Consider the following 20,067-nt stretch of genomic DNA (forward strand, 5'->3'; position numbering starts at 1 on the left):
ATTTGAGAGATGAGCAGAGTGTCGAGTGAGAAGAGCAGAGCGCAAAATCTGAGACTGAGACGAGTAGGCAGGAGAAGGCATGAAGAGAGTCAGCGGCTGGTGGGAGCTGATTGTCGTCCCTGTGCGAATGGACTTAGGAGAGCTTACCTGAAAACGGACGTGAGTAAGGGAGACGTATCCCTGCGTTAAAGGGCAAGGCGAAGAGCCTTTAGTTGAGTGAGTGCAAAATTGCATTAATGCGTGGTGGTACCGCGGTTTATTCCGTCCCCGCAACCGGTGATATCCGGTTGCGGGGATTTTTGTATTCCCAAAAAGACGAGACGAGCAGAGGAGAGATCGAGATGAGAAACTTCACAGAACAAGAAATGATGGGCCGGGCCTTGCAGATGTTGGAAGGCAAGATGGTAAAAGAAGAGATGGTGGAGCTATTGAAGATGCTGCACGCCAAAGGGGAAACAGCCGATGAAGTCGTCGGATTCGTCAAAGCGATGCGACAAAAAGCGGTGCAGTTTCCGGCACTGCCGCAAGCGCTTGCGGACATTTGCGGCACAGGAGGCGACCGCTCGAACAGCTTCAACATCAGTACATTGACAGCATTCGTCCTGGCGAGTGTGGGCGTACCAGTCGTCAAACATGGCAACCGCAGCGTCTCGAGTAAGACAGGCAGCTCGGATGTATTGGAGCGCTTGAACATTCCGATCGGCGCAGAACCGGAGGAATTGCCGCATCTTCTGGACCAAAGCGGGCTTGTATTCTTGCATGCACCAGCGGTTCATCCGGCGCTCGGACCGCTTCGGGAAGTACGAAAGGCAATCGAGACACCGACCATATTCAACTTGGCGGGTCCGCTCGCAAATCCATTGCCGATCGCTTATCAAATGACAGGAGTCTACGCGGAGCAGCTATTGAAGCCGGCTGCGGAAGCACTTGTCCGTCTCGGCAGAAAACGTGGCGCAGTCGTCCACGGTGCCGGTGGCTTGGATGAATTGACGCTTGCTGGAACGAACCAATTGATGGTTTTTGATGAAACAGGGGTGCGTCACATGACGTTGCACCCGGAAGAAGTGGGATTACAGACAGCGCCGATCGAGGCGATCAGAGGCGGCGAGCCAGAGCAGAACGCAGAGATTTTCCAGCGTGTCCTCGCCGGCGAACACGGTGCATATGTCGACACGATCGCATTGAACGCAGGTGCATTTCTCCACGTGAGCGGAGCAGCAACGACATTTGCAGAAGGCGTGGCACAGGCGAAGGATGCCATCGTCTCCGGGCAGACAGCGAAGACATTCGAGATACACCGCCTTGCAGCCGGGGTGCTTGTATGAACATCCTGGAGCGGATCATCGCAACGAAGCGTGAAGAAGTGGCAGTCATGGAGCGGGAGCTTGCACCTGGGGAAGTGCAGCAACGGCCGAAGCTGAAGGAACGGCTGCTCGAAGCGAACGGCGTCATCGCAGAAATTAAACGGGCTTCTCCGTCAAAAGGGAATATCCGGTTGGACGTTGACGTCGTAGCGCAAGCGAAGATTTACGAACAGGCTGGCGCTGCAGCCATCTCGGTGCTGACGGACGAAACATATTTTAAAGGATCGATTGAAGATTTGAAGCAAGCAGCAGCGGCGGTTTCGATTCCAGTGCTGTGCAAGGACTTCATTGTCGATGAGCGTCAGATTGACCGTGCAAGGAATGCAGGAGCTTCGATTATCCTGTTGATCGTGGCAGCTTTGGAGGATGCAGAATTCAGATGCCTGCACGACTATGCCGTAAAGCTTGGTCTGGAAGTGTTGGTGGAAGTGCATACGGAAGAAGAATTCGAGCGGGCACTAGCAGTCGGAGCGGAAATCATCGGCATCAACAACCGGGATTTGAAGAGCTTCACGGTGTCGCTTGAACGGACACTGGAAATCGCTGCGAAATTCCCGGCAAATAGCGGGCGTGTGCTGATCAGCGAAAGTGGCATCAAGACGGCAGTAGATGCAGCATACGTTTTCGGACACGGAGCTTCCGGCATCCTCGTCGGCGAAAGCTTGATGCGTGCGCATAATCCGGGCCAGTGGATCGGACAAGCGACAGGGGTGAATGTGTAATGGCGAAAGTGAAGATTTGTGGATTGATGGAACCATTACACGTCCAATCAGCGAAAACGGCTGATGCGCTCGGCTTCATGTTTGCACCGAGTAAGAGACGTGTCGAAGTGGAGCAAGCCGTGAAGCTTGCGCGGCTTGTGCCAGAAGGAACGGAGAAGATCGGCGTCTTCGTCAATGAAGAAATTGCAGAAATTGAGCGCATTGCCGAACAAGTACCGCTGACGATGATTCAATTGCATGGAGATGAGTCGGATGAATTCGTCCAGCTAATCAAGCTGCCGGTCATCAAAGCCTTCTCGATCCGGACGGAAGAAGATGTGGAGCGGATGGAGCAGTCGTCAGCGGATTACGTCCTGGTCGATGCACCGGGTGTGGAATTCCGCGGCGGCAGTGGCAAAGTGTTCGACTGGTCGCTCTTGAAAGACAGCGCGATTTCCCGTGACCGGCTGATTCTTGCCGGCGGCCTCGGCTTGCATAATGTGCAGTCGGCAATCCAGCAAGTACAGCCGTACATGGTGGATGTATCGAGTGGCGTGGAAACGGACGGTGTGAAAGATTCAGCGAAAATAAAAGAATTTATTCGACAAGTGAGGAGGGCGAAATGATGGAAGCAACGATGAAGCAAAAAGGGTTTTTCGGTCAGTACGGAGGTCAATTCGTCCCCGAGACATTGATGGCGGCAGTGAAGGAATTGGAGAGCGCCTATGAAGAAGTGAAAGAAGACAAAGAGTTCCAACAGGAATATGCACACTACTTGAAAGAATACGTCGGACGTGAGCAGCCGCTGACTGTAGCTGACCGGCTGACGGCCGCTTGGGGAGGCCCGACCGTCTATTTGAAGCGGGAAGACTTGAACCACACAGGCGCACACAAAATCAATAACGCGCTCGGACAAGTACTTCTGGCGAAACGGATGGGGAAACAAAAGATTGTCGCGGAAACAGGAGCCGGTCAGCACGGTGTCGCGACCGCGACCGTTTGCGCATTGTTCGGACTGGAGTGCATCGTCTTTATGGGAGAGGAAGATATCCAGCGCCAGCAATTGAACGTATTCCGCATGAAGATGCTCGGTGCCAAAGTCGAAAGTGTCAAAAAAGGCAGTGCCACATTGAAGGATGCAGTAAACGAAGCACTCCGCTATTGGGTCGCGCACGTGGAAGACACACACTACTTGATCGGTTCTGCGCTCGGACCTCATCCGTTCCCTGAAATGGTCCGTGATTTCCAGCGGATCATCGGAGACGAGACAAGACGCCAGTCTCTCGAAAAAGAAGGACGTCTGCCGCATGTGGTCGTTGCATGCGTCGGCGGCGGCAGTAACGCAATCGGTATGTTCACAGCATTCCTGGAAGATGAGGAGGTTCGTCTCGTCGGTACGGAAGCGGCGGGAGATGGAGTGGAAACCGGCAAACACGCAGCGACGCTGACGAAAGGCTCGGTCGGTGTATTGCACGGCGCATTGATGAAGTTGCTCCAGACGGAAGACGGGCAAGTAAGCGAAGCACATTCTGTTTCTGCCGGACTCGACTATCCTGGAATCGGCCCGGAGCATGCGCATTTGGCTGACCTTGGCCGTGTCGAATACACGGCGATCGACGACACGGAAGCGCTGGAAGCGGCGATCGAATTGGCGCAGCTTGAAGGAATCATTCCGGCCCTAGAGTCGGCGCACGCGATCGCACAGGCAAAAAAAGAAGCGGCCCGTATGGAGAAAGGCGAGATTCTCGTTATTTGCCTATCAGGACGGGGCGATAAAGATATGGCGACATATGAAAAGCGTTTGGAGGGATTCGCATGAAGCAGCTGAAAGTGTTGAAGCAACGTGGAAATAAAGCGTTCGTCGCCTACATCATGGGCGGGGACGGCGGGCTTGATAAGCTGCGCGGCCAAGTGGCGGAGCTAGTTGAAGCGGGTGTCTCTGCTGTGGAGATCGGCATTCCCTTCTCAGATCCTGTAGCAGACGGTCCAGTCATCGAAGCGGCAGGGAACCGTGCGCTGAACGTCGGTGTGACGTTACGCGGCGTGTTAGAAGAGCTGGCGGGTTGGAAAGACGTCGGCGTGCCGCTCGTCATCATGACGTACTTGAATCCTGTGTTGCAGCTGGGCAGTGCACCATTCGCCGCTGCATGCAAAAAGGCAGGTGTTGCGGGTGTCATCATCCCGGATCTGCCATTCGAGCACCAATCACTCATTGGCCCGTCCTTGAAAGAAAACGGCGTGGCGCTCGTACAGCTCGTGACGTTGACGACAGAAGACAGTCGTCTCGATGCTATCCTGGAAGTGGCAGAAGGCTTCATTTACGCGGTCACGGTGAAAGGCATCACTGGCGCACGGGAAAGTCTTCCGGAGACTGTCACGGCGTTCATGGAGAAGCTGCAAGGCAAGACGGATCTCCCGGTCTATGCAGGCTTCGGAATTTCGAACGAGCGGCAACTGGAATCCTTGCGGGAGAATGTCGATGGATTCATCGTCGGCACGGCAATTGTCCAAGCTTTGCATGAAGGCCGCTTCGAAGAAGTCAAACCGCTTATCCGTGCAGCAACTGCACCTGTTTCGGTATAATCGAAGCAGGAGGGATGATGCATGTTCACACCTGTTGCAAAAGATTTCTTTGAAGGACCGACACTTGAATTGTCCCGGCGTTTGCTCGGACAGCTTCTCGTCCATGAACTACCGGAAGGGACGATTGCAGGTAGGATCGTCGAAACGGAAGCTTATATGGGAGCGGAAGACCGAGCGGCCCATAGCTTCGGCAACCGCCGCACGAAACGGACGGAAATCATGTTCGGGGAAGCGGGACTGACCTATACGTACCAAATGCATACACATACACTCGTCAACGTCGTAAGCGGACCGGTGGGCACGCCGCGGGCCATTTTGATCCGCGCAGTCGAACCGCTCGCAGGGCTGGAGGAAATGGCGTTGAGGCGCGGCGAAGGGATGCCGATGAAGCAATGGACGAACGGCCCGGGCAAGCTGACGAAGGCGATGGGCATCACCATGTCGGCATATGGCCATGACTTGCGTGAGACGCCTCTATACATCGCACAAGGCGATTCCGTCCATGCAGTCGCGGCTGGCCCGCGGGTTGGTGTCGGCGGTTCCGGTGAAGCAGCCGCTTACCCGTACCGCTTTTGGGAACAGGACAACCCATACGTATCCAAGTTCCGTGTTTAGAAATTTCCAGCCGTGGAATACAGGTAAGGGAAGATCAAATAAAAGGAGTGGTACGAATGGCGAAGATTGCAACGCTTATTACTGACATGTTTGAGGACATCGAATATACAGACCCGGCCAAGGCTTTCAACGATGCAGGCCATGAACTGTTCACGATCGAGAAGGAAGCAGGGAAGGAAGTGACCGGCAAGCAAGGCGAAGTGACGCTGACGATCGATCAAGGCATCGACGACGCGAATCCGGACGATTACGACGCATTGTTCTTACCGGGCGGCTTTTCTCCTGACCAGCTGCGCGCGGATGACCGCTTCGTGAATTTCACGAAAGCCTTCATGGACGCGAACAAGCCGGTCATGGCAATTTGCCACGGACCGCAATTGCTGATTTCCGCGAAAGCGCTGGAAGGGCGCAAGGCGACAGGCTATAAATCCATTCAGACCGACATGGAATACGCCGGTGCAAAACTCGTGGACGAAGAAGTGGCAGTGTGCCAGGACCAGCTGGTGACGAGCCGTCAGCCGGATGACATCCCGGCCTTCAACCGCGAATCGTTGCGGGTGCTTGAGCAAGCGTCGAACTGATAAATAGAAAAAGGACTGTCCCGCTTAGCGGGGCAGTCCTTTTTCATGTGGCACTTTTTTAAAACAGCTTGGCCATGTAGATTTCATCATGCGAAACGTCGTCGATCATCAACGCGCGTCTTCGGATGCCTTCTTTGACAAAGCCCATTTTCTCGTAAAGTTTGATGGCGGGGTGGTTCTCTGCCGCGACTGTCAGTTCCAGACGGGTGATGCCACGCTCTATCGCCCATGCTTCCGCCTGTTCCATAAGTTGCTGGCCGATTCCTTTGCCGTGGGCTTTTTGATGGATCCCGATGACGATGGAAGCACGGTGTGCAACGCGGTTCTGTGGATTGCCGATAACGAAGAGGTAACCGATATGCTCGCCGTTCAAGTTGGCCATCAAGATGGTTGAATGCCCTTCCTTCTTCCACCCGATAATGGTTTTGCGTGCTTGCTGTGTCGACTGGACGCGCTCATCCGCATCGTAGAGCATATATGGAGAGTGGGACTCCACCGCTTTTTGGAGCATAATCAGCGAACGGGCATCTCCGTGCTCTGCTGGACGGATCAGGAGGATATCGTGGTTGCCCTCATCTTCGTGTATAACTTCAGAATCGGTTGCATCCGCTTTTTGGAAAAGAACATAATTGTTCGTCTCGACTTCGCTGACAATATAGCCGGCATCGGTCCAAGCACGGAAATGTTTGGCAGGCAACTTGTTCTTCTTCCACCAGCTTTGGTTCAAATATGCGGCATTCGGCAATTGCTGACCGATGATCTGTTCGATCTCGCCGAATGTGAGGCGCATGGAGGACTTGGAAGCCGAGGCGAAATACGTAGCAAGGGGAATGTATTTCTTTTCCATTGTGTTAGTCATAGCAACCTTCCTTTGGGTTTATTATTTTCCTGTAAGATAGGTGGATTATACCATGAAAATTCAAAAAATGCGACTTTTAAGAGAAAAAAAGACCAATTCTATACAAATTCTTATAGCATACTTCAAACTACTGCTATGCAGTTTAGGTAAGAAGAGGGAAAATGTGGGAGAGATTCCCACAACCAAACTCTTTCTGCTTTTATCTTTTCAGACATTCGTTAAATTGTGGTAAAATGAAGCTCGAAAAGCAATCATAGTTTCAGGAGGTATTTATGATGGAAAAGGTTTTAGTGCTCGGACATAAAAATCCGGATACAGACTCGATTTGTTCAGCGATTTCATACGCTTATTTGAAAAACCAGCTAGGACTTCAAGCAGAACCGGTGCGACTAGGCGACACCAACAACGAAACGCTATATGCATTGAAGCAGTTCGGATTCGAAGTACCACGTCTGATTGAGAAAGCGGCGCCTGACGCGAAGCAAGTCATCCTTGTCGACCATAACGAGCGTCAACAAAGTGTGGATGACATCGAGGATGTACAAATCATTGAAGTGATCGACCACCACCGCGTGGCGAATTTCGAAACGGCGGAGCCGCTCTATTTCCGCTTAGAGCCAGTTGGCTGTACAGCGACGATCATCTTGAAGATGTACAAAGAAAATGGAGTGGAAATTCCAGCAGGCATCGCTGGATTGATGTTGTCTGCAATCATTTCGGATTCCCTTCTGTTCAAATCGCCGACATGTACGGAGCAAGACGTCGTAGCTGCACGTGAGCTAGCGGAAATCACTGGAATCGACGCAGAGAGCTACGGCCTCGAAATGTTGAAAGCCGGAGCGGACTTGAGCAACAAGACAATCGAAGACTTGTTGAGCATTGACTCGAAGGAATTCGAAGTGAACGAACATCGTTTCGAAGTGGCGCAAGTGAACTCGATCGGCGTCGATACGATCATCAGCCGCCAAATGGAATTGGAGCCATTGATCGAAGCGCAGATTGCGGAGAAAGAATTAGACTTGTTCATGTTCGTCGTCACGGACATTTTGACCAACGATTCCACGGCGATCGTCCTTGGTAAGAGAGCAGGTATCATCGAGGCGGCATTCAAATCGAGTGTCTTCGAAAACCGTGTGCTGCTGCCGGGCGTCGTATCACGTAAAAAGCAAATCGTTCCGGTTATTACAGAAGCATTGAGCTGATTCCCCCAGGGGAGTCAGTTTTTTTGTTGCGCTTCCGTTGAGCAAATTCATTGAGCGCTTTGAATGCACTTGCTATAGTGATTAGCAAGAGGTGAAAGACGATGAAAATTGAAGTATGGTCAGATTACGTTTGTCCTTTTTGTTATATCGGCAAACGGACATTAGAACAGGCACTTGAGAAATCAGGCTATAGCAGCCAAGCGGAAATCTCCTTCAAAGCATACGAACTTGATCCGCATACACCGCTTGATAGCAAGGTTTCGGTCTACGAAGGCTTGGCGAAGAAAACCGGACAGACAGTTGAACAAACAAAGAAAATGACGGAAGGCGTGGCAGCCCATGCACGCTCGGTGGGTCTTGAATATAATTTTGATCAAATGATGCAAGTGAATACATTCACTGCACATCGCTTAGTGAAATGGGCGGGAACGCAAGGGAAAGAAGCGCCGCTTACGGAGCTGCTGATGAAGAACTATTTCATCGAAGGCAAGAATGTCAGCGACCAGCATATCCTCGAAGGTGCCGCGGAGGCGGTCGGGTTGCCGCGTGAGCAGGCGACAGCAGTCATCAAGTCAACTCAGTTCGAACAGGAAGTGCGGGCGGATATCGAAGAAGCCCGTCAAATTGGTGTGCAAGGCGTGCCATTTTTCGTCGTGAACCGCAAATACGCGATTTCCGGTGCACAGCCGCTCGAAGCGTTCGTCGAAGCGCTCGAGCAGATTGGCGAAGAAGAAGGGGTCCGTCCGGCTTCAAAACCGCTCGGCCGGAAAAAAACACAATATTGCACAGGTGAGTCCTGCTCATCATGAATCCGCAGCAAAGAAGCCTTGAAGTGAAAAACTTCAAGGCTTCTTTGTGCTTATGCGGAATGCGGAAAGGGTAGGGAAGGAGTAAACAGCTTTGTAAGGAGGTTGACGTATGGCACAGGAGAACGATAATCGCACACGGAGAGAGCCGGGCTCATATTGGATGGCAACCAATGAAATTCCGACGTATCCATCACTTCAAAGCAATGAATCGACCGATATCGCAGTAATCGGTGGAGGCATCGCCGGTATCATCACTGCTTACTTATTGGCGAAGGAAGGAAAGGAAGTAACGCTTCTTGAAGCGGGGAGACTGGTGGGAGGCGTGACCGGCAATACAACTGCGAAGATTTCTGCGCAACATGGCACTATTTATTCGACGTTGATGAAGACGGCAGGAGAGAAAGAAGCACGCCTCTATTATGAAGCGAATCTGGAAGGCTTGCAGTGTATCGAAAATCTTGCTCAGGAACTTGGCATCGACTGCATGTTTTCACGAAGAGACGCATTCATCTATGCGAATACGGAAGCGGGGGCCAAGCTGCTTGAGAAAGAGGCGGATGCTTACTGGAAGCTCGGCATCGACGGAGAACTCGCAGTCGTGGACGCACAGGCGGAGCTGCCGTTCGATATCCGTCAGGCACTCGTCATGCGGAACCAGGCGCAATTCAATCCGGTGCAATTTCTCGGTGGACTCGTGAAGGAACTGGAGAAAATGAACGTCAAGATTTATGAAAACACACGCGCCGTCAAATTGCTCAGCAAACACGATCCGGTCATCCAGACAGAGAACTTGTCGCGCCTGATGTGCAATAAAGTGATCGTCGCTACCCACTACCCATTCAACGACAGTGATGGCCTATATTTTGCCCGGATGGCGGTCAATCGCTCTTACGCGATCGCTGCGAAAGTGTCCGGAAAAATTCCGCAGGGCATGTACATCAGTGTCGATCAGCCGAAGAGGTCTCTCCGGTCGATCGAACAGGAGGATGGCGAGTCCTTGTTGATGATCGGCGGGGAAGGACATGGCAGCGGGAAGCAGACAAAAGACACGATGGAATATTATAAGAATCTCGAGCAGACAGGGAGAGAGCAGTTCGGCCTTGAAGAAACGTTATATCATTGGTCTGCTCAAGACATGTCGACGCTCGACAAGATTCCATATATCGGGACCATCACAGCGGGCTACGACCACATTCTCGTTGCGACCGGCTTCGACAAATGGGGCATGGCGCACGGGGCAATTGCAGCCAAGCTGCTGACGGATCAAGTGATGGGTCGCGACAACAAGTACCGCGGGATGTACAAGCCGACGCGCTCCAAAATGAAGACGGTCGATGCGGTAAGTTTCCTGAAAGACAATGCATCCGTCGCCAAGGAATTGGTGAAAGGAAAACTGAAGATGCCGTCAAAAACCATCGACTCGCTCAGCAACGGTCAAGGTGCGCTCGTCAAACATCAAAATGAACGGGCCGGCGCATACCGTGACAAATACGGTCAGCTGCATCTCGTCGACGCAACATGCACGCACATGGGCTGCGAAACAAAATGGAATGAAGCGGAACGTTCATGGGACTGCCCGTGCCACGGCTCGCGCTTCTCTTATACGGGCGAAGTGTTGAATGGACCGGCTGTCAAACCACTCAAGAAGCTGGAAGAATAAAAAACCGGAGGAAATCAACTGATTTCCTCCGGTTCAATAAAGGCGGAGGCAAAGTTGCGCTCCGCTATTTTTGGGTTACTGAATTATTCAGCTTGTGTCGCCTCAAGTTCAAGGTTCAACTTGATGTCTTCGCCGACCATAACGCCGCCTGTTTCAAGCGCTTGGTTCCAAGTCAGGCCGAAATCTTTGCGGTTGATTTTACCTGCAGCGCTGAATGCTACAACTTCTGCGCCCCAAGGGTTTTTCGCTTTGCCACCGAATTCTACATCGAAAGTAACCGGTAGTGTCACATCTTTGACTGTCATGTCACCAGTCATTTTATAGTCATCGCCATCTTTTGCGATATCCGTTGCAGTGAAAGTGATGTGCGGATATTTTTCAGCTTCGAAGAAATCTGCTGATTTAAGGTGCGCATCGCGGTCAGCGTTATGCGTTGTGATGCTTGCTACATCGATTTTGAAATCGATATTCGCACCTTCCAAGTTGTTCTCGTCCGCTTCGATCGTTGCTTCGAAATCTGTGAAATTCCCTTTTACTTTTGAAATCATCATATGTCTTACTGAAAAACTAACTTCCGAGTGAGCGCCATCCAAATTCCATTTTTTCATCGTGAATTCCTCCTAAGATTTTTTATCTAGATTCACTATAACAAGTAATTATCTCGAAATCAATATATATTAATTAAAAGTTTTAATTTTTGTTTTGAAGCGGATTTGGAGAGGGTGGATTTGCGAATATCCACTCATCGCCAAATCTCCTGTCCTTTCGGCCTAATCCGCTTGTTTTCGCTTGTCAAGGCCGCTTGAAAATTGCATACTATTAAGAGCTGATTATCTTTGAAGGGATTTGCTTTGAATGACGAAACAAAAATGGGCGCAGGAGTTGCGTCAATTATTACCGGAAGAACGTATTTTAATGGACGAACCGTTAAGCTTGCATACCATGACGAAGATGGGCGGGCCAGCGGATATTTTCGCTTCTCCGACAAATGAGGACGAAACCGCAGCGGTCGTGAAGCATGCATATGAACATAAAATTCCACTCCTATTACTTGGCAATGGATCAAACATGGTCGTCCGCGATGGCGGCGTGCGCGGCATCGTTTTGAATTTGAAAGAGCTGGTCGATATCCGGATGGAAGGCACACGTCTTTATGCACAGGGCGGCGCGGATATTAAAGCCGTGTCACGTCTTGCGGCAGGAAGCGGCATGACCGGATTTGAATTCGCATGCGGCATCCCGGGTTCTGTCGGTGGTGCGATGGCAATGAACGCCGGCGCATACGGTGGCGAAATCAAGGACATCATCGTCCATGCGACCGTCTTGACGAAACAGGGCGAGAAGCTCGTTTTATCGAAAGACGAACTGGAGCTCGGTTACCGGAAGAGCATCATCACGAAACAAGGCTTCTACGTGTTGTCGGCAGAATTCGAACTTGAAGCCGGCGATCAAGCGTTGATCGATGCGAAGATGAGCGACCTTACGTACCAGCGCGAATCGAAGCAGCCACTCGAATTCCCATCAGCGGGGAGCGTCTTCAAACGCCCGCCGGGGAACTTCGCGGGCAAATTGATCCAGGAGAGCGGCATGCAGGGCCGCGGATTCGGTGGCGCGGAAGTTTCCACGAAACACGCCGGATTCATCGTCAACAAAAACAATGCAACGGCAAACGACTACATCCAGACGATCGAAATGGTGAAACGTGCGGTGTTCGAGAAATTTGGCATCGACTTGGAACTCGAAGTGAAGATCGTCGGCGAAGACGCAGTTCAATAATTCTATGAAGCAAACGGAGAAAAAGGGAGTGTCCTTTTTCTCCGTTTTTTTTGTGGTAAAGTTGTGCGATTGGCGATACTGCAACTAAATGCTCCTGCATCGCTTCGCTGCTTCAATCTTCTTTCGCCATCCGAAAGGGATTTGGAAATACTTGCCGAATCATTAAGTGAAGGTGAGAGAAGAAGGGGAGGAACACATCTTGAAGAAAAAATGGGTGAAGTGGGTACTGGGCATCGCCGGGGGATTGCTCGTGTTGGGGGTGCTGGCAATCATTCTTGTAAACGCTTACGTCAATAAATCGACACCACAAATTTCGGGGGAAATGAACGTCAATATTTTGGATGCGAACGTCGAAGTGACGAAGGATGATATGGGCGTGCCGCATATAGTCGCGGAATCGGATGCCGATTTGTACCGCGCGCAAGGGTTCGTCCAAGCGCAAGACCGGATGTTCCAGATGGATCTGTCGCGGCGCCAAGCGAGCGGGATGCTGGCGGAAGTGATCGGAGCGGATGCGGTCGATACGGATAAATTTTTCCGGACGTTCAGTCTGCGCAATGCTGCAGAAAAATCATGGGATGGCTACGACGAAGAAGCGCAGCAAGTGCTTGAATGGTATGCCGATGGAGTGAATGCCTTCATCGAGCAGGCAAAAGAGGAAGACACGTTGCCGTTCGAATTCACGCTGCTCGGCTATGAACCGAAACCATGGACAGCGATCGATTCGTTGACCATCGGGAAATTTATGGCGTATGACCTCGGCGGACACTGGACGTCACTCGCTGCACGCCACTGGGCATTGAACGAATGGCCGGAGGAGAAGGCACGGGAGCTGTTCATCACCTACCCGGAAAATGCGCCGGCAGTGATCGAGGCGAACCTTAAAAATCCGGTGAACGTTGCGGGCAATTTCGACTTGTCGCTCATCCCGCCTGAATTCAACGGCTCGAACAACTGGGTCGGGTCAGGAGATAAAACTGAGAGTGGAATGCCATTACTTGCGGACGATCCGCATCTTGGACTAAGCACGCCGTCGATTTGGTACCAGATGCACTTGCAGTCGCCGGACCAGAATGTCAGTGGTGTCATCTTCGCTGGAATCCCGGGCATCATTCTCGGGCATAATGAAGAAATCGCATGGGGCGTGACGAACGTCGGGCCGGATGTGCAGGATTTGTACATCGAAACGGTCAATCCGGACGACACGACGCAATTTCTTTATGAAGGGGAATGGGAGCAGGCGGAAGTGCGTGATGAACCGATTTTGGTGAAAGACGGCGAGATGGTCGACTTCAATGTCGTCGTTACGCGCCACGGCCCGGTCGTCTCGGATCTGCTGTATGAAGAGGAGGATCCGGAAGCAGTGTTCTCGATGCAATGGACTGCGCTGGAGCCGACACTCGAACTACAGGCGGTACTGAGCTTCAACAAAGCATCCGACTGGGAGGAATTCGAGCTGGCACTGGAAGATTTCCAGGCGCCTGCACAAAATTTCGTCTTCGCTTCGACGGACGGGACGATTGCCTATAAAGCGAACGGCCGCATTCCGATCCGTAAAAGTGGTGACGGACAGTTGCCGGTGCCAGGTGACTCCGCAGACTACGGCTGGGATGGCTATGTACCGTTCGACGAATTGCCGACCGTCGTGAATCCGGCGGAAGGCTTTATTGCGACAGCGAACAATGCGGTGGTCGATGAGTCATACGACTACCACATCACGGACTTCTGGGCACAGCCGTACCGCTATGAGCGCATTGTGGAAGTGCTCGAGGCGAACGATGATTTGACGAAAGAAGATATGATGGCACTTCAGATGGACCAGCAAAACTTGTATGCGGAAGAATTTTTACAGGACATGATCGCGGCAGTCAAAGAACAGACGGATGTGCACGACGATTTGTTCGACGTCTTGACTGCTTGGGATGGTGTGGACGGCGAAGACCAGGCAGCGCCGCTCGTCTTCCATAAATGGATGAAGCAGCTGCCCGAAACGATCCTGTCTCCGCAAATGCCAGAGGACGTTTATGAGATGCTGCCGGGGAAAAACCACATCACGGATGAAATGATGCGCGATGCCTTTGCCGGAGAGGCGGGCGTCTGGGTGGAAGAATATGGTGGCGTTGAAAAGTGGCTGACCGATGCACTAAATGAAGCGCGGGGTGACATCGAAGAAGCATTCGGTGACGATCCTGCAGACTGGCAGTGGGGCGAGTTCCATCAGCTCGTGTTCCCGCATCCGGTTGCCGGTGCTTCACCGATTCTTGAACAGTTCTTGAATCCGAAGCCACGTCCGGTCGGCGGCTCGAATGTGACGGTCCAAGCTGCTGCCTTCAATGAAGACGGGGAAGCGAACCACGGAGCGTCTTGGCGTTTCGTCGCAGACCTCAGTGATTTGCGGAGTGCGTATCACATTGTCGGGCCGGGGCAGAGCGGCCATTTCAAATCCGACTTTTTCCGCAACCAGGTGGATGATTGGGTCGAAGGCAAGTTCCATGAAACGCGCATCGATGGCAGTGCAGAAGGGGAAGTGCTGACACTAATCGCGGAATGATCGGAGTCGGAGAGGGAAGTCCGTCTGCAGTTTGCAGACGGCTTTTCTTTTTACATAAGAACAAGCGGCTTCCGTGCCTGCGATTCGACGAAGAAGGACAATTTGCTTATAATAGGGGGAAGTATTTCACAAGGACAGAAACCGGCTGCAGTTGAAGGGGCGGAAGAGATGGAGGATTTAGTGTTGAAGTTGATTGAATGGACGATGGAAGAGCAGGAACAACTGATTGAATTCATGACGACCAACTCCTGGCCGTACCACGGGCATGAGCACCCGGTGCGGGCATTGATCGAGAAGACGATAGAAGAAGGTGGGTATCAATCCGACCAAGTGACGACGTTTTGGATCGTCAACGACGAAGAGACACAAGTCGGACTCGTGAAGATTTTCGACTTGCAAGACGACATTCCGATGTTCGATTTGCGCATCGCAGACCCGTACCGGAGCAAGGGTTATGGTCCGAAAGCGCTTAAGATGACGGCGGACTTCGTCTTTTCATTGCCAGAACAAAAAATCCGGCTGGAAGGCAATACGCGGCATGACAACTTCGCGATGCGGAAAGCGTTCGAACGGACGGGCTTCGTGAAAGAAGCACATTTGCGCCAGGCGTGGTTCTCTCCGAAAGAGAACCGCTATTACGACGCTGTCACATACGGCATGACACGAGAAGACTGGCAAGCGGGCATCGCGACGCCAGTCATGTGGGACGATGCGCTCGCTGAATTGAAAGAGCCGCCGTTTAACCCGGTACTACTGGACTTCCCGGACGAATTCGAATCAGATCGCCTCTTGATCCGTGCTGCGAAGCGGGACGATGCGGCGCAAAGCTACGAAGCGATCGTGCATTCGATTGAAGCGTTCAAGCCATGGCTGCCATTTGCACAGAACAAGCCGGAACTGAAGAACATCGAAGCGAATTTGATTGAAGCGGAAGCGAACTTTAAGATGCGAAAAGATCTGCGCCTGCACTTTTTCCTGAAAGAGACGGGGGAATTTATCGGTTCGACCGGCTTGCACCGGATCGACTGGGACGTGCGGAAGTTCGAGATCGGCTACTGGGTGGACACGCGTTTCGAAGGAAAAGGGTTCGTTACCGAAGCGGTCGATCGGATCACGCGTTTTGCATTCGAGGTGCTCGAAGCGAACCGTGTGGAAATTCGCTGCGATCCGGAGAATGTCCGGAGCCGTGCAGTTGCGGAGCGTCTTGGCTTCGAGCTGGAAGGCATCATGCGCAAGGAGTCTTTGTCGAAGATCGACAACCGCCTGCGCGATACATGTATTTACGCCAAAATCAAAGAATAGAAAAAGAGCCGTGCCATGAATGGTCCGGCTCTTTTTATTTGGCTATCCAGCCCTTCTGCCCGAGAAGAGATTTAGAATCAGGATGACGGCAGCGACGATCAATAATAAGTGAATCAGTCCGCCGGCGACGTCCATAAGTAGTCCAACTAACCAAACTGCGATGATGATAGCGAATATAATCCAAAGAATCCGTGCCATTCTCTCCACCTGCCTTTCTCTTGATAGTTATTAATTACCCCGCGTCAAGATGTTTGAAACATAGAGCGGGCGCGTGAAGTTGTCTCGGAATGTGCGGTGTAGTAAACTGAATAGAGCCGAACGAAGGAGGAGAAAGAGTTGCCGACTCCGAGTATGGAAGATCATATTGAAATTATTTATTCCCTTATTGAACAGAAAGGGTACGCAAGAGTATCAGATATTGCGGAAGTATTATCCGTCTTGCCCTCTTCTGTTACGAAGATGGTCCAGAAACTGGATAAGGACGGGTATTTGATTTATGAACGTTACCGGGGGCTTGTGCTCACATCGAAAGGCCAGAAACTGGGCAAACGCCTTGTCCAGCGCCATGACTTGCTGGAGCAGTTCCTGCGGTTGATCGGTGTGGACGAACACAGGATCTATGAGGATGTGGAAGGGATCGAGCACCACTTGAGCTGGAATTCGATCGACCGCATTGCAGACCTTGTCCAGGCGCTTGAAGAGAATGAGGCATTCAGGGGGAAACTTGAAACCTTGCGCGAAGAACAAAAATAGAATGAAGAAATAGGAGGGTGTTTGCATGGCATTACATCCAGGTGAAACAGCAAAACTGACGATTAAAGAACGTGGTACGTCCCAGTGGATTTTGACAGACGGAGAAGCGGAAGTGCCGATGAACATTTCGGAGATTGAGGAAGGGCAGGAATACGGCGAGGAGATTGAAGTATTCCTTTACCGCAACCGCCAAGGCGGCGTATCCGCCACACCGATGATCCCGCATATCACACAAGGCGTCTACGGCTGGGCAAAAGTATTGAAAGTGTCGCCGCGTGAAGGAGCCATCGTCGATATCGGAACGACGCGTGAAGTGTATGTCGACCGCGAAGATATGCCGAAAATCGCTGAATTATGGCCGAAGCAAGGAGACCACCTCTTCATGACGATCCGTACAGGCCGTGATGGGGAGTTGTTCGGGCGTCTTGCGACGGAGGATCTGGTCGAGGAAATCTCCGTACCAGCACCGGACGAAGTGTTCAACAAAGATTTGAAAGCACGCCCTTACCGTCTGTTACCGGTCGGGACTTTCCTTCTCACAGTACCTGAGATGTACCGTGTTTTCGTTCACGAGACGGAGCGGACGGAAGAGCCGAGACTCGGTGAAGAAGTGAGCGTCCGCATCATCGACGTAAAAGAGGACAAGACATTGAACGGATCGTTCTTGCCGCGTAAGCAAGAGCGCCTGTCGGACGATGCCGAAACGCTTCTTGCGTATTTGAAGGAAGTCGGTGGAAGAATGCCGTTTACGGACAAGTCTTCGCCGGACGAAATTTATGAAATGTTCGGCATGAGCAAAGCGAGCTTCAAGCGCGCGCTCGGCCGTCTCTACAAGAACCGTCAGATCATTCAAGAGGATGGCTGGACAAGCTTGACGGAGTGAACATGCAACCTTTCTGACGGATAATCGTATTTATACGGTGAAAGGGGTAGTTTTCCATGAAAAAAATCATAGCAGTTTTAATAGCAGTTCTTGCGATGTCCACGGTGCTTCCTGCGGCAGGACTTGCGAATGTCACACCGATTAACGAGAAACTCGGCGTGCCGATCGTTGTCTACGGCGGGAATTTGACGGAGGCCGAGCGTGAAAGCGTTGCGAGCAGCCTGAAAGTCGCGGATGAGGCGGAAGTTGAAGTGATCGAAGTGACAGGGCAAGACCTCGTGACGTACATCAAAGACGGTAATCCACGTGCAAATATGTATTCTTCTGCGAAAATCAGTCATAAAGATGCGGGCGACGGCCTGGTCATCCAGATTGTCACACCTGATAACATCACAGAAGTGACAGCTGAAATGTACGCGAATGCGATGCTGACAGCTGGAATCGAAGATGCCACGGTGGAAGTCGCTGCACCGAAGCCGGTTACGGGCCACTCGGCGCTTGTCGGCATTTACAAAGCATATGAAGTAGCAGGCGTAGAGCTTGATACGGAACGTACGGATGTAGCGAATGATGAGCTGACTGTTGCAACAGAGCTTGCGGACAGTGGTGTGGACGATGCGAAAGTAAGTGAGCTGCTGACAGAGATCAAGCAGCAGATTGCTGAGCTGAATCCAGCGACACGTGAAGAAGTCGAGCAGATCGTTTCCGATCAATTGGAGCGCCTGCAGATCGAGTTGAGCGAAGAGGATCGTCAATTGTTGATCGACTTGATGGACCGGATCCGCCAGCTGGACATCGATTTCTCGAAGTGGTCTACACAATTGGAAGACTTGAGCAAGACGATCGAAGGCAAAGTGGCAGATCTGATCGATAACGAAGGCTTCTGGGAAAGCGTCAAACGCTTTTTCCGGAACATCGCGGATTCAGTCCGTTCATGGTTCAACTGATCGACCTGAACCGCTCCGGGAGCATCACTGCTTCCGGAGCGGTTTTTTAAAAATTCAATCGAAGCATCGTTGTTGTGGTGATCCGATAAACATGCTAAACTGTAGTTAATATCTCGAATTCAAGATAAAAGGAGGAGCTTTATATGAAAGTTGCAGGAATTCATCACGTATCGGCTTTGAGTGCGGACATTGTAAGAAACCATGACTTTTTCACACGGATTCTCGGGATGCGTCTCGTGAAGAAGAGTGTTAACCAAGATAACCCGTCTTCTTATCACTTGTTCTATGCGGATGCAGTCGGGACACCGGGGACGGATATGACATATTTCGATATCCCAATGGCGGGGCGTACGCACCCTGGCGTCTCGAGCATCAGCAATACAGGCTTCCGGATCAAGAGTGAAGAAGCGCTTGCCTACTGGATCGAGCGCTTCAAAGAACACGGTGTGCCGTTCGGCGAAGTGAAGAAACGTGCTGGCCGCAAGACATTGACATTTCAAGACTTCGAAGGCTCCAGATTGATGCTCGTGGTCGATACGGGCGGAGGGATTGATTACGGAATTCCATGGACGGGCGCGGATGTTCCGGAAGAGTTCGCGATTGTCGGCCTTGGCCCTGTGCGCTTAACGGTACGGAGCGGGGACAAGACCGCGCGCGTGCTGACAGACATCCTCGGCTTCAAGCAAATTGGGTCCTATGCACCGGAAATGGAAGGCATGCCCGAAATAATTGTGTATTCAGCAGGAGAAGGCGGCCCTGCAGGCGAAATACATTTAGAGGTGCGCAGCGATTTGCCGCGTGAACGCCCTGGCAGAGGCAGCGTGCACCACGTCGCATTCCGCATCAAAACGTACGAAGAGTACGAAAAGTGGGATGTGTTCTTGAAGGGAAATGGGTTTACGACTTCAGGAGAAGTGGACCGCCATTACTTCAAGGCGATTTATTTCCGCGAGCCGAACGGCATTTTGTTCGAACTTTCGACTGATGCTCCTGGGTTCGCTGTCGATGAATCGCTGGACAGCATCGGACAGACGTTGGCATTGCCGCCGTTCTTGGAGCCGAGACGGGAAGAAATCGAAGCGTCACTGCGCCCTTTGTCGATCAACCAATAAGTTTGGAGGGAATCGAAATGGAATTAGAACTGATAGAGCTTGGACAGGATGAGTTTGCATTCCGCCGTGTGGAAGATGGGAAAGTGATCGCTGAGATTACATGGACAGAGCTTGCGGACGTGATGGTCGTCGAGCACACATTCGTCGATCCATCCTTGCGTGGTCAAGGAGTGGCGAAGAAGCTGCTGGACCGTGCCGCTGACTATGCACGGGAGAAGTCTTACAAGATGGAAGCCGTCTGTTCATACGTTGTGACAGCTTTCGAACGCTACAAAGATTATGACGACATCAAAATTTGACCAAATAAAAAGCAATCCGCTGATCGATTCAGTGGATTGCTTTTTATGTTGTTGACGATGGAATGTTCAC

21 protein-coding genes and 1 other annotated feature are annotated in these 20,067 nt (G+C 51.7%); of the genes, 18 read left to right on the forward strand and 3 right to left on the reverse strand.

Annotated elements, in window-relative coordinates; translation table 11 throughout:
• Positions 1 to 41 precede the first annotated feature (41 nt).
• Positions 42 to 272 (forward strand) — a binding site (T-box leader).
• Between the two features lie 69 nt (positions 273 to 341).
• The 7 genes from trpD to GIW82_RS10770 are packed head-to-tail and all read left to right on the forward strand — an operon-like array spanning position 342 to position 5,844.
• Complete coding sequence (trpD, locus tag GIW82_RS10740) at positions 342 to 1,325, forward strand: anthranilate phosphoribosyltransferase (protein ID WP_154749945.1); 984 nt, start codon at positions 342 to 344, stop codon at positions 1,323 to 1,325.
• Positions 1,322 to 2,086, forward strand: a complete 765-nt coding sequence (trpC, locus tag GIW82_RS10745) for an indole-3-glycerol phosphate synthase TrpC (RefSeq protein WP_154749946.1) — start codon at positions 1,322 to 1,324, stop codon at positions 2,084 to 2,086. The genes trpD and trpC overlap by 4 nt, the downstream gene beginning before the upstream one ends.
• Positions 2,086 to 2,691 (forward strand): phosphoribosylanthranilate isomerase, encoded by a 606-nt coding sequence (locus tag GIW82_RS10750; RefSeq protein WP_154749947.1) that lies wholly within the window; start codon positions 2,086 to 2,088, stop codon positions 2,689 to 2,691. The genes trpC and GIW82_RS10750 overlap by 1 nt, the downstream gene beginning before the upstream one ends.
• Positions 2,688 to 3,884, forward strand: coding sequence for a tryptophan synthase subunit beta (gene trpB, locus GIW82_RS10755; protein ID WP_154749948.1), 1,197 nt, complete (start codon positions 2,688 to 2,690; stop codon positions 3,882 to 3,884). The genes GIW82_RS10750 and trpB overlap by 4 nt, the downstream gene beginning before the upstream one ends.
• Positions 3,881 to 4,648 carry a tryptophan synthase subunit alpha gene (trpA, locus tag GIW82_RS10760; RefSeq protein ID WP_154749949.1) on the forward strand — a complete coding sequence of 256 codons (768 nt, stop codon included), beginning with the start codon at positions 3,881 to 3,883 and terminating at the stop codon, positions 4,646 to 4,648. Before trpB ends, trpA begins: the two co-directional genes overlap by 4 nt.
• A 21-nt stretch (positions 4,649 to 4,669) precedes the next feature.
• Positions 4,670 to 5,263, forward strand: a complete 594-nt coding sequence (locus tag GIW82_RS10765; RefSeq protein WP_154749950.1) for a DNA-3-methyladenine glycosylase — start codon at positions 4,670 to 4,672, stop codon at positions 5,261 to 5,263.
• Between the two features lie 56 nt (positions 5,264 to 5,319).
• Positions 5,320 to 5,844 carry a type 1 glutamine amidotransferase domain-containing protein gene (locus GIW82_RS10770; protein WP_154749951.1) on the forward strand — a complete coding sequence of 175 codons (525 nt, stop codon included), beginning with the start codon at positions 5,320 to 5,322 and terminating at the stop codon, positions 5,842 to 5,844.
• Positions 5,845 to 5,902: 58 nt separating this feature from the next.
• On the opposite strand, the gene GIW82_RS10775 is transcribed toward GIW82_RS10770, so the two are convergent.
• Positions 5,903 to 6,703: a GNAT family N-acetyltransferase gene (locus tag GIW82_RS10775; RefSeq protein WP_154749952.1), complete on the reverse strand. Its 801-nt coding sequence runs from the start codon at positions 6,701 to 6,703 to the stop codon at positions 5,903 to 5,905.
• A gap of 275 nt (positions 6,704 to 6,978) precedes the next feature.
• Here GIW82_RS10775 and GIW82_RS10780 point away from each other — a divergent pair, with 275 nt between their 5' ends.
• From GIW82_RS10780 to GIW82_RS10790, 3 genes are all read left to right on the forward strand, one after another.
• Complete coding sequence (locus tag GIW82_RS10780) at positions 6,979 to 7,905, forward strand: manganese-dependent inorganic pyrophosphatase (RefSeq protein WP_154749953.1); 927 nt, start codon at positions 6,979 to 6,981, stop codon at positions 7,903 to 7,905.
• A gap of 101 nt (positions 7,906 to 8,006) precedes the next feature.
• The gene (locus GIW82_RS10785; RefSeq protein WP_154749954.1) at positions 8,007 to 8,714 is read left to right on the forward strand and encodes a DsbA family oxidoreductase; all 708 of its coding nucleotides are present in this window, start codon (positions 8,007 to 8,009) and stop codon (positions 8,712 to 8,714) included.
• 109 nt (positions 8,715 to 8,823) lie between these two features.
• Positions 8,824 to 10,374: an FAD-dependent oxidoreductase gene (locus GIW82_RS10790; RefSeq protein ID WP_154749955.1), complete on the forward strand. Its 1,551-nt coding sequence runs from the start codon at positions 8,824 to 8,826 to the stop codon at positions 10,372 to 10,374.
• Positions 10,375 to 10,457: 83 nt separating this feature from the next.
• On the opposite strand, the gene GIW82_RS10795 is transcribed toward GIW82_RS10790, so the two are convergent.
• On the reverse strand, positions 10,458 to 10,982 hold the full coding sequence (locus tag GIW82_RS10795) for a YceI family protein (protein ID WP_154749956.1): 525 nt from the start codon (positions 10,980 to 10,982) through the stop codon (positions 10,458 to 10,460).
• Positions 10,983 to 11,229: 247 nt separating this feature from the next.
• Between GIW82_RS10795 and murB the strand changes: the two genes are divergently transcribed.
• The 3 genes from murB (at position 11,230) to GIW82_RS10810 (ending at position 16,003) form a co-directional block, all read left to right on the forward strand.
• Positions 11,230 to 12,150 carry a UDP-N-acetylmuramate dehydrogenase gene (gene murB, locus GIW82_RS10800; protein ID WP_154749957.1) on the forward strand — a complete coding sequence of 307 codons (921 nt, stop codon included), beginning with the start codon at positions 11,230 to 11,232 and terminating at the stop codon, positions 12,148 to 12,150.
• 199 nt (positions 12,151 to 12,349) lie between these two features.
• Complete coding sequence (locus tag GIW82_RS10805; RefSeq protein ID WP_154749958.1) at positions 12,350 to 14,701, forward strand: penicillin acylase family protein; 2,352 nt, start codon at positions 12,350 to 12,352, stop codon at positions 14,699 to 14,701.
• 183 nt (positions 14,702 to 14,884) lie between these two features.
• A complete protein-coding gene (locus GIW82_RS10810) occupies positions 14,885 to 16,003 on the forward strand; it encodes a GNAT family N-acetyltransferase (protein WP_154750034.1) in 1,119 nt (372 codons plus the stop codon).
• A 42-nt stretch (positions 16,004 to 16,045) separates the two neighbouring features.
• Here the strand turns inward: GIW82_RS10810 and GIW82_RS10815 are convergent, their stop codons facing one another.
• On the reverse strand, positions 16,046 to 16,201 hold the full coding sequence (locus GIW82_RS10815) for a lmo0937 family membrane protein (RefSeq protein WP_154749959.1): 156 nt from the start codon (positions 16,199 to 16,201) through the stop codon (positions 16,046 to 16,048).
• A 138-nt stretch (positions 16,202 to 16,339) separates the two neighbouring features.
• On the opposite strand from GIW82_RS10815, the gene mntR reads away from it, so the two are divergent.
• The 5 genes from mntR to GIW82_RS10840 all read left to right on the forward strand — a co-directional run bounded on the left by mntR (position 16,340) and on the right by GIW82_RS10840 (position 19,997).
• Complete coding sequence (mntR, locus tag GIW82_RS10820) at positions 16,340 to 16,756, forward strand: transcriptional regulator MntR (protein ID WP_154749960.1); 417 nt, start codon at positions 16,340 to 16,342, stop codon at positions 16,754 to 16,756.
• A gap of 25 nt (positions 16,757 to 16,781) precedes the next feature.
• Positions 16,782 to 17,639 (forward strand): CvfB family protein, encoded by an 858-nt coding sequence (locus tag GIW82_RS10825; RefSeq protein WP_154749961.1) that lies wholly within the window; start codon positions 16,782 to 16,784, stop codon positions 17,637 to 17,639.
• 56 nt (positions 17,640 to 17,695) lie between these two features.
• Positions 17,696 to 18,586 carry a DUF1002 domain-containing protein gene (locus tag GIW82_RS10830; protein WP_154749962.1) on the forward strand — a complete coding sequence of 297 codons (891 nt, stop codon included), beginning with the start codon at positions 17,696 to 17,698 and terminating at the stop codon, positions 18,584 to 18,586.
• 143 nt (positions 18,587 to 18,729) lie between these two features.
• A complete protein-coding gene (locus tag GIW82_RS10835) occupies positions 18,730 to 19,698 on the forward strand; it encodes a ring-cleaving dioxygenase (RefSeq protein WP_154749963.1) in 969 nt (322 codons plus the stop codon).
• Between the two features lie 17 nt (positions 19,699 to 19,715).
• Complete coding sequence (locus GIW82_RS10840; protein WP_154749964.1) at positions 19,716 to 19,997, forward strand: GNAT family N-acetyltransferase; 282 nt, start codon at positions 19,716 to 19,718, stop codon at positions 19,995 to 19,997.
• Positions 19,998 to 20,067: the final 70 nt, after the last annotated feature.

This window comes from Planomicrobium sp. YIM 101495 (assembly GCF_009707665.1).
Lineage (GTDB): Bacteria > Bacillota > Bacilli > Bacillales_A > Planococcaceae > Planococcus.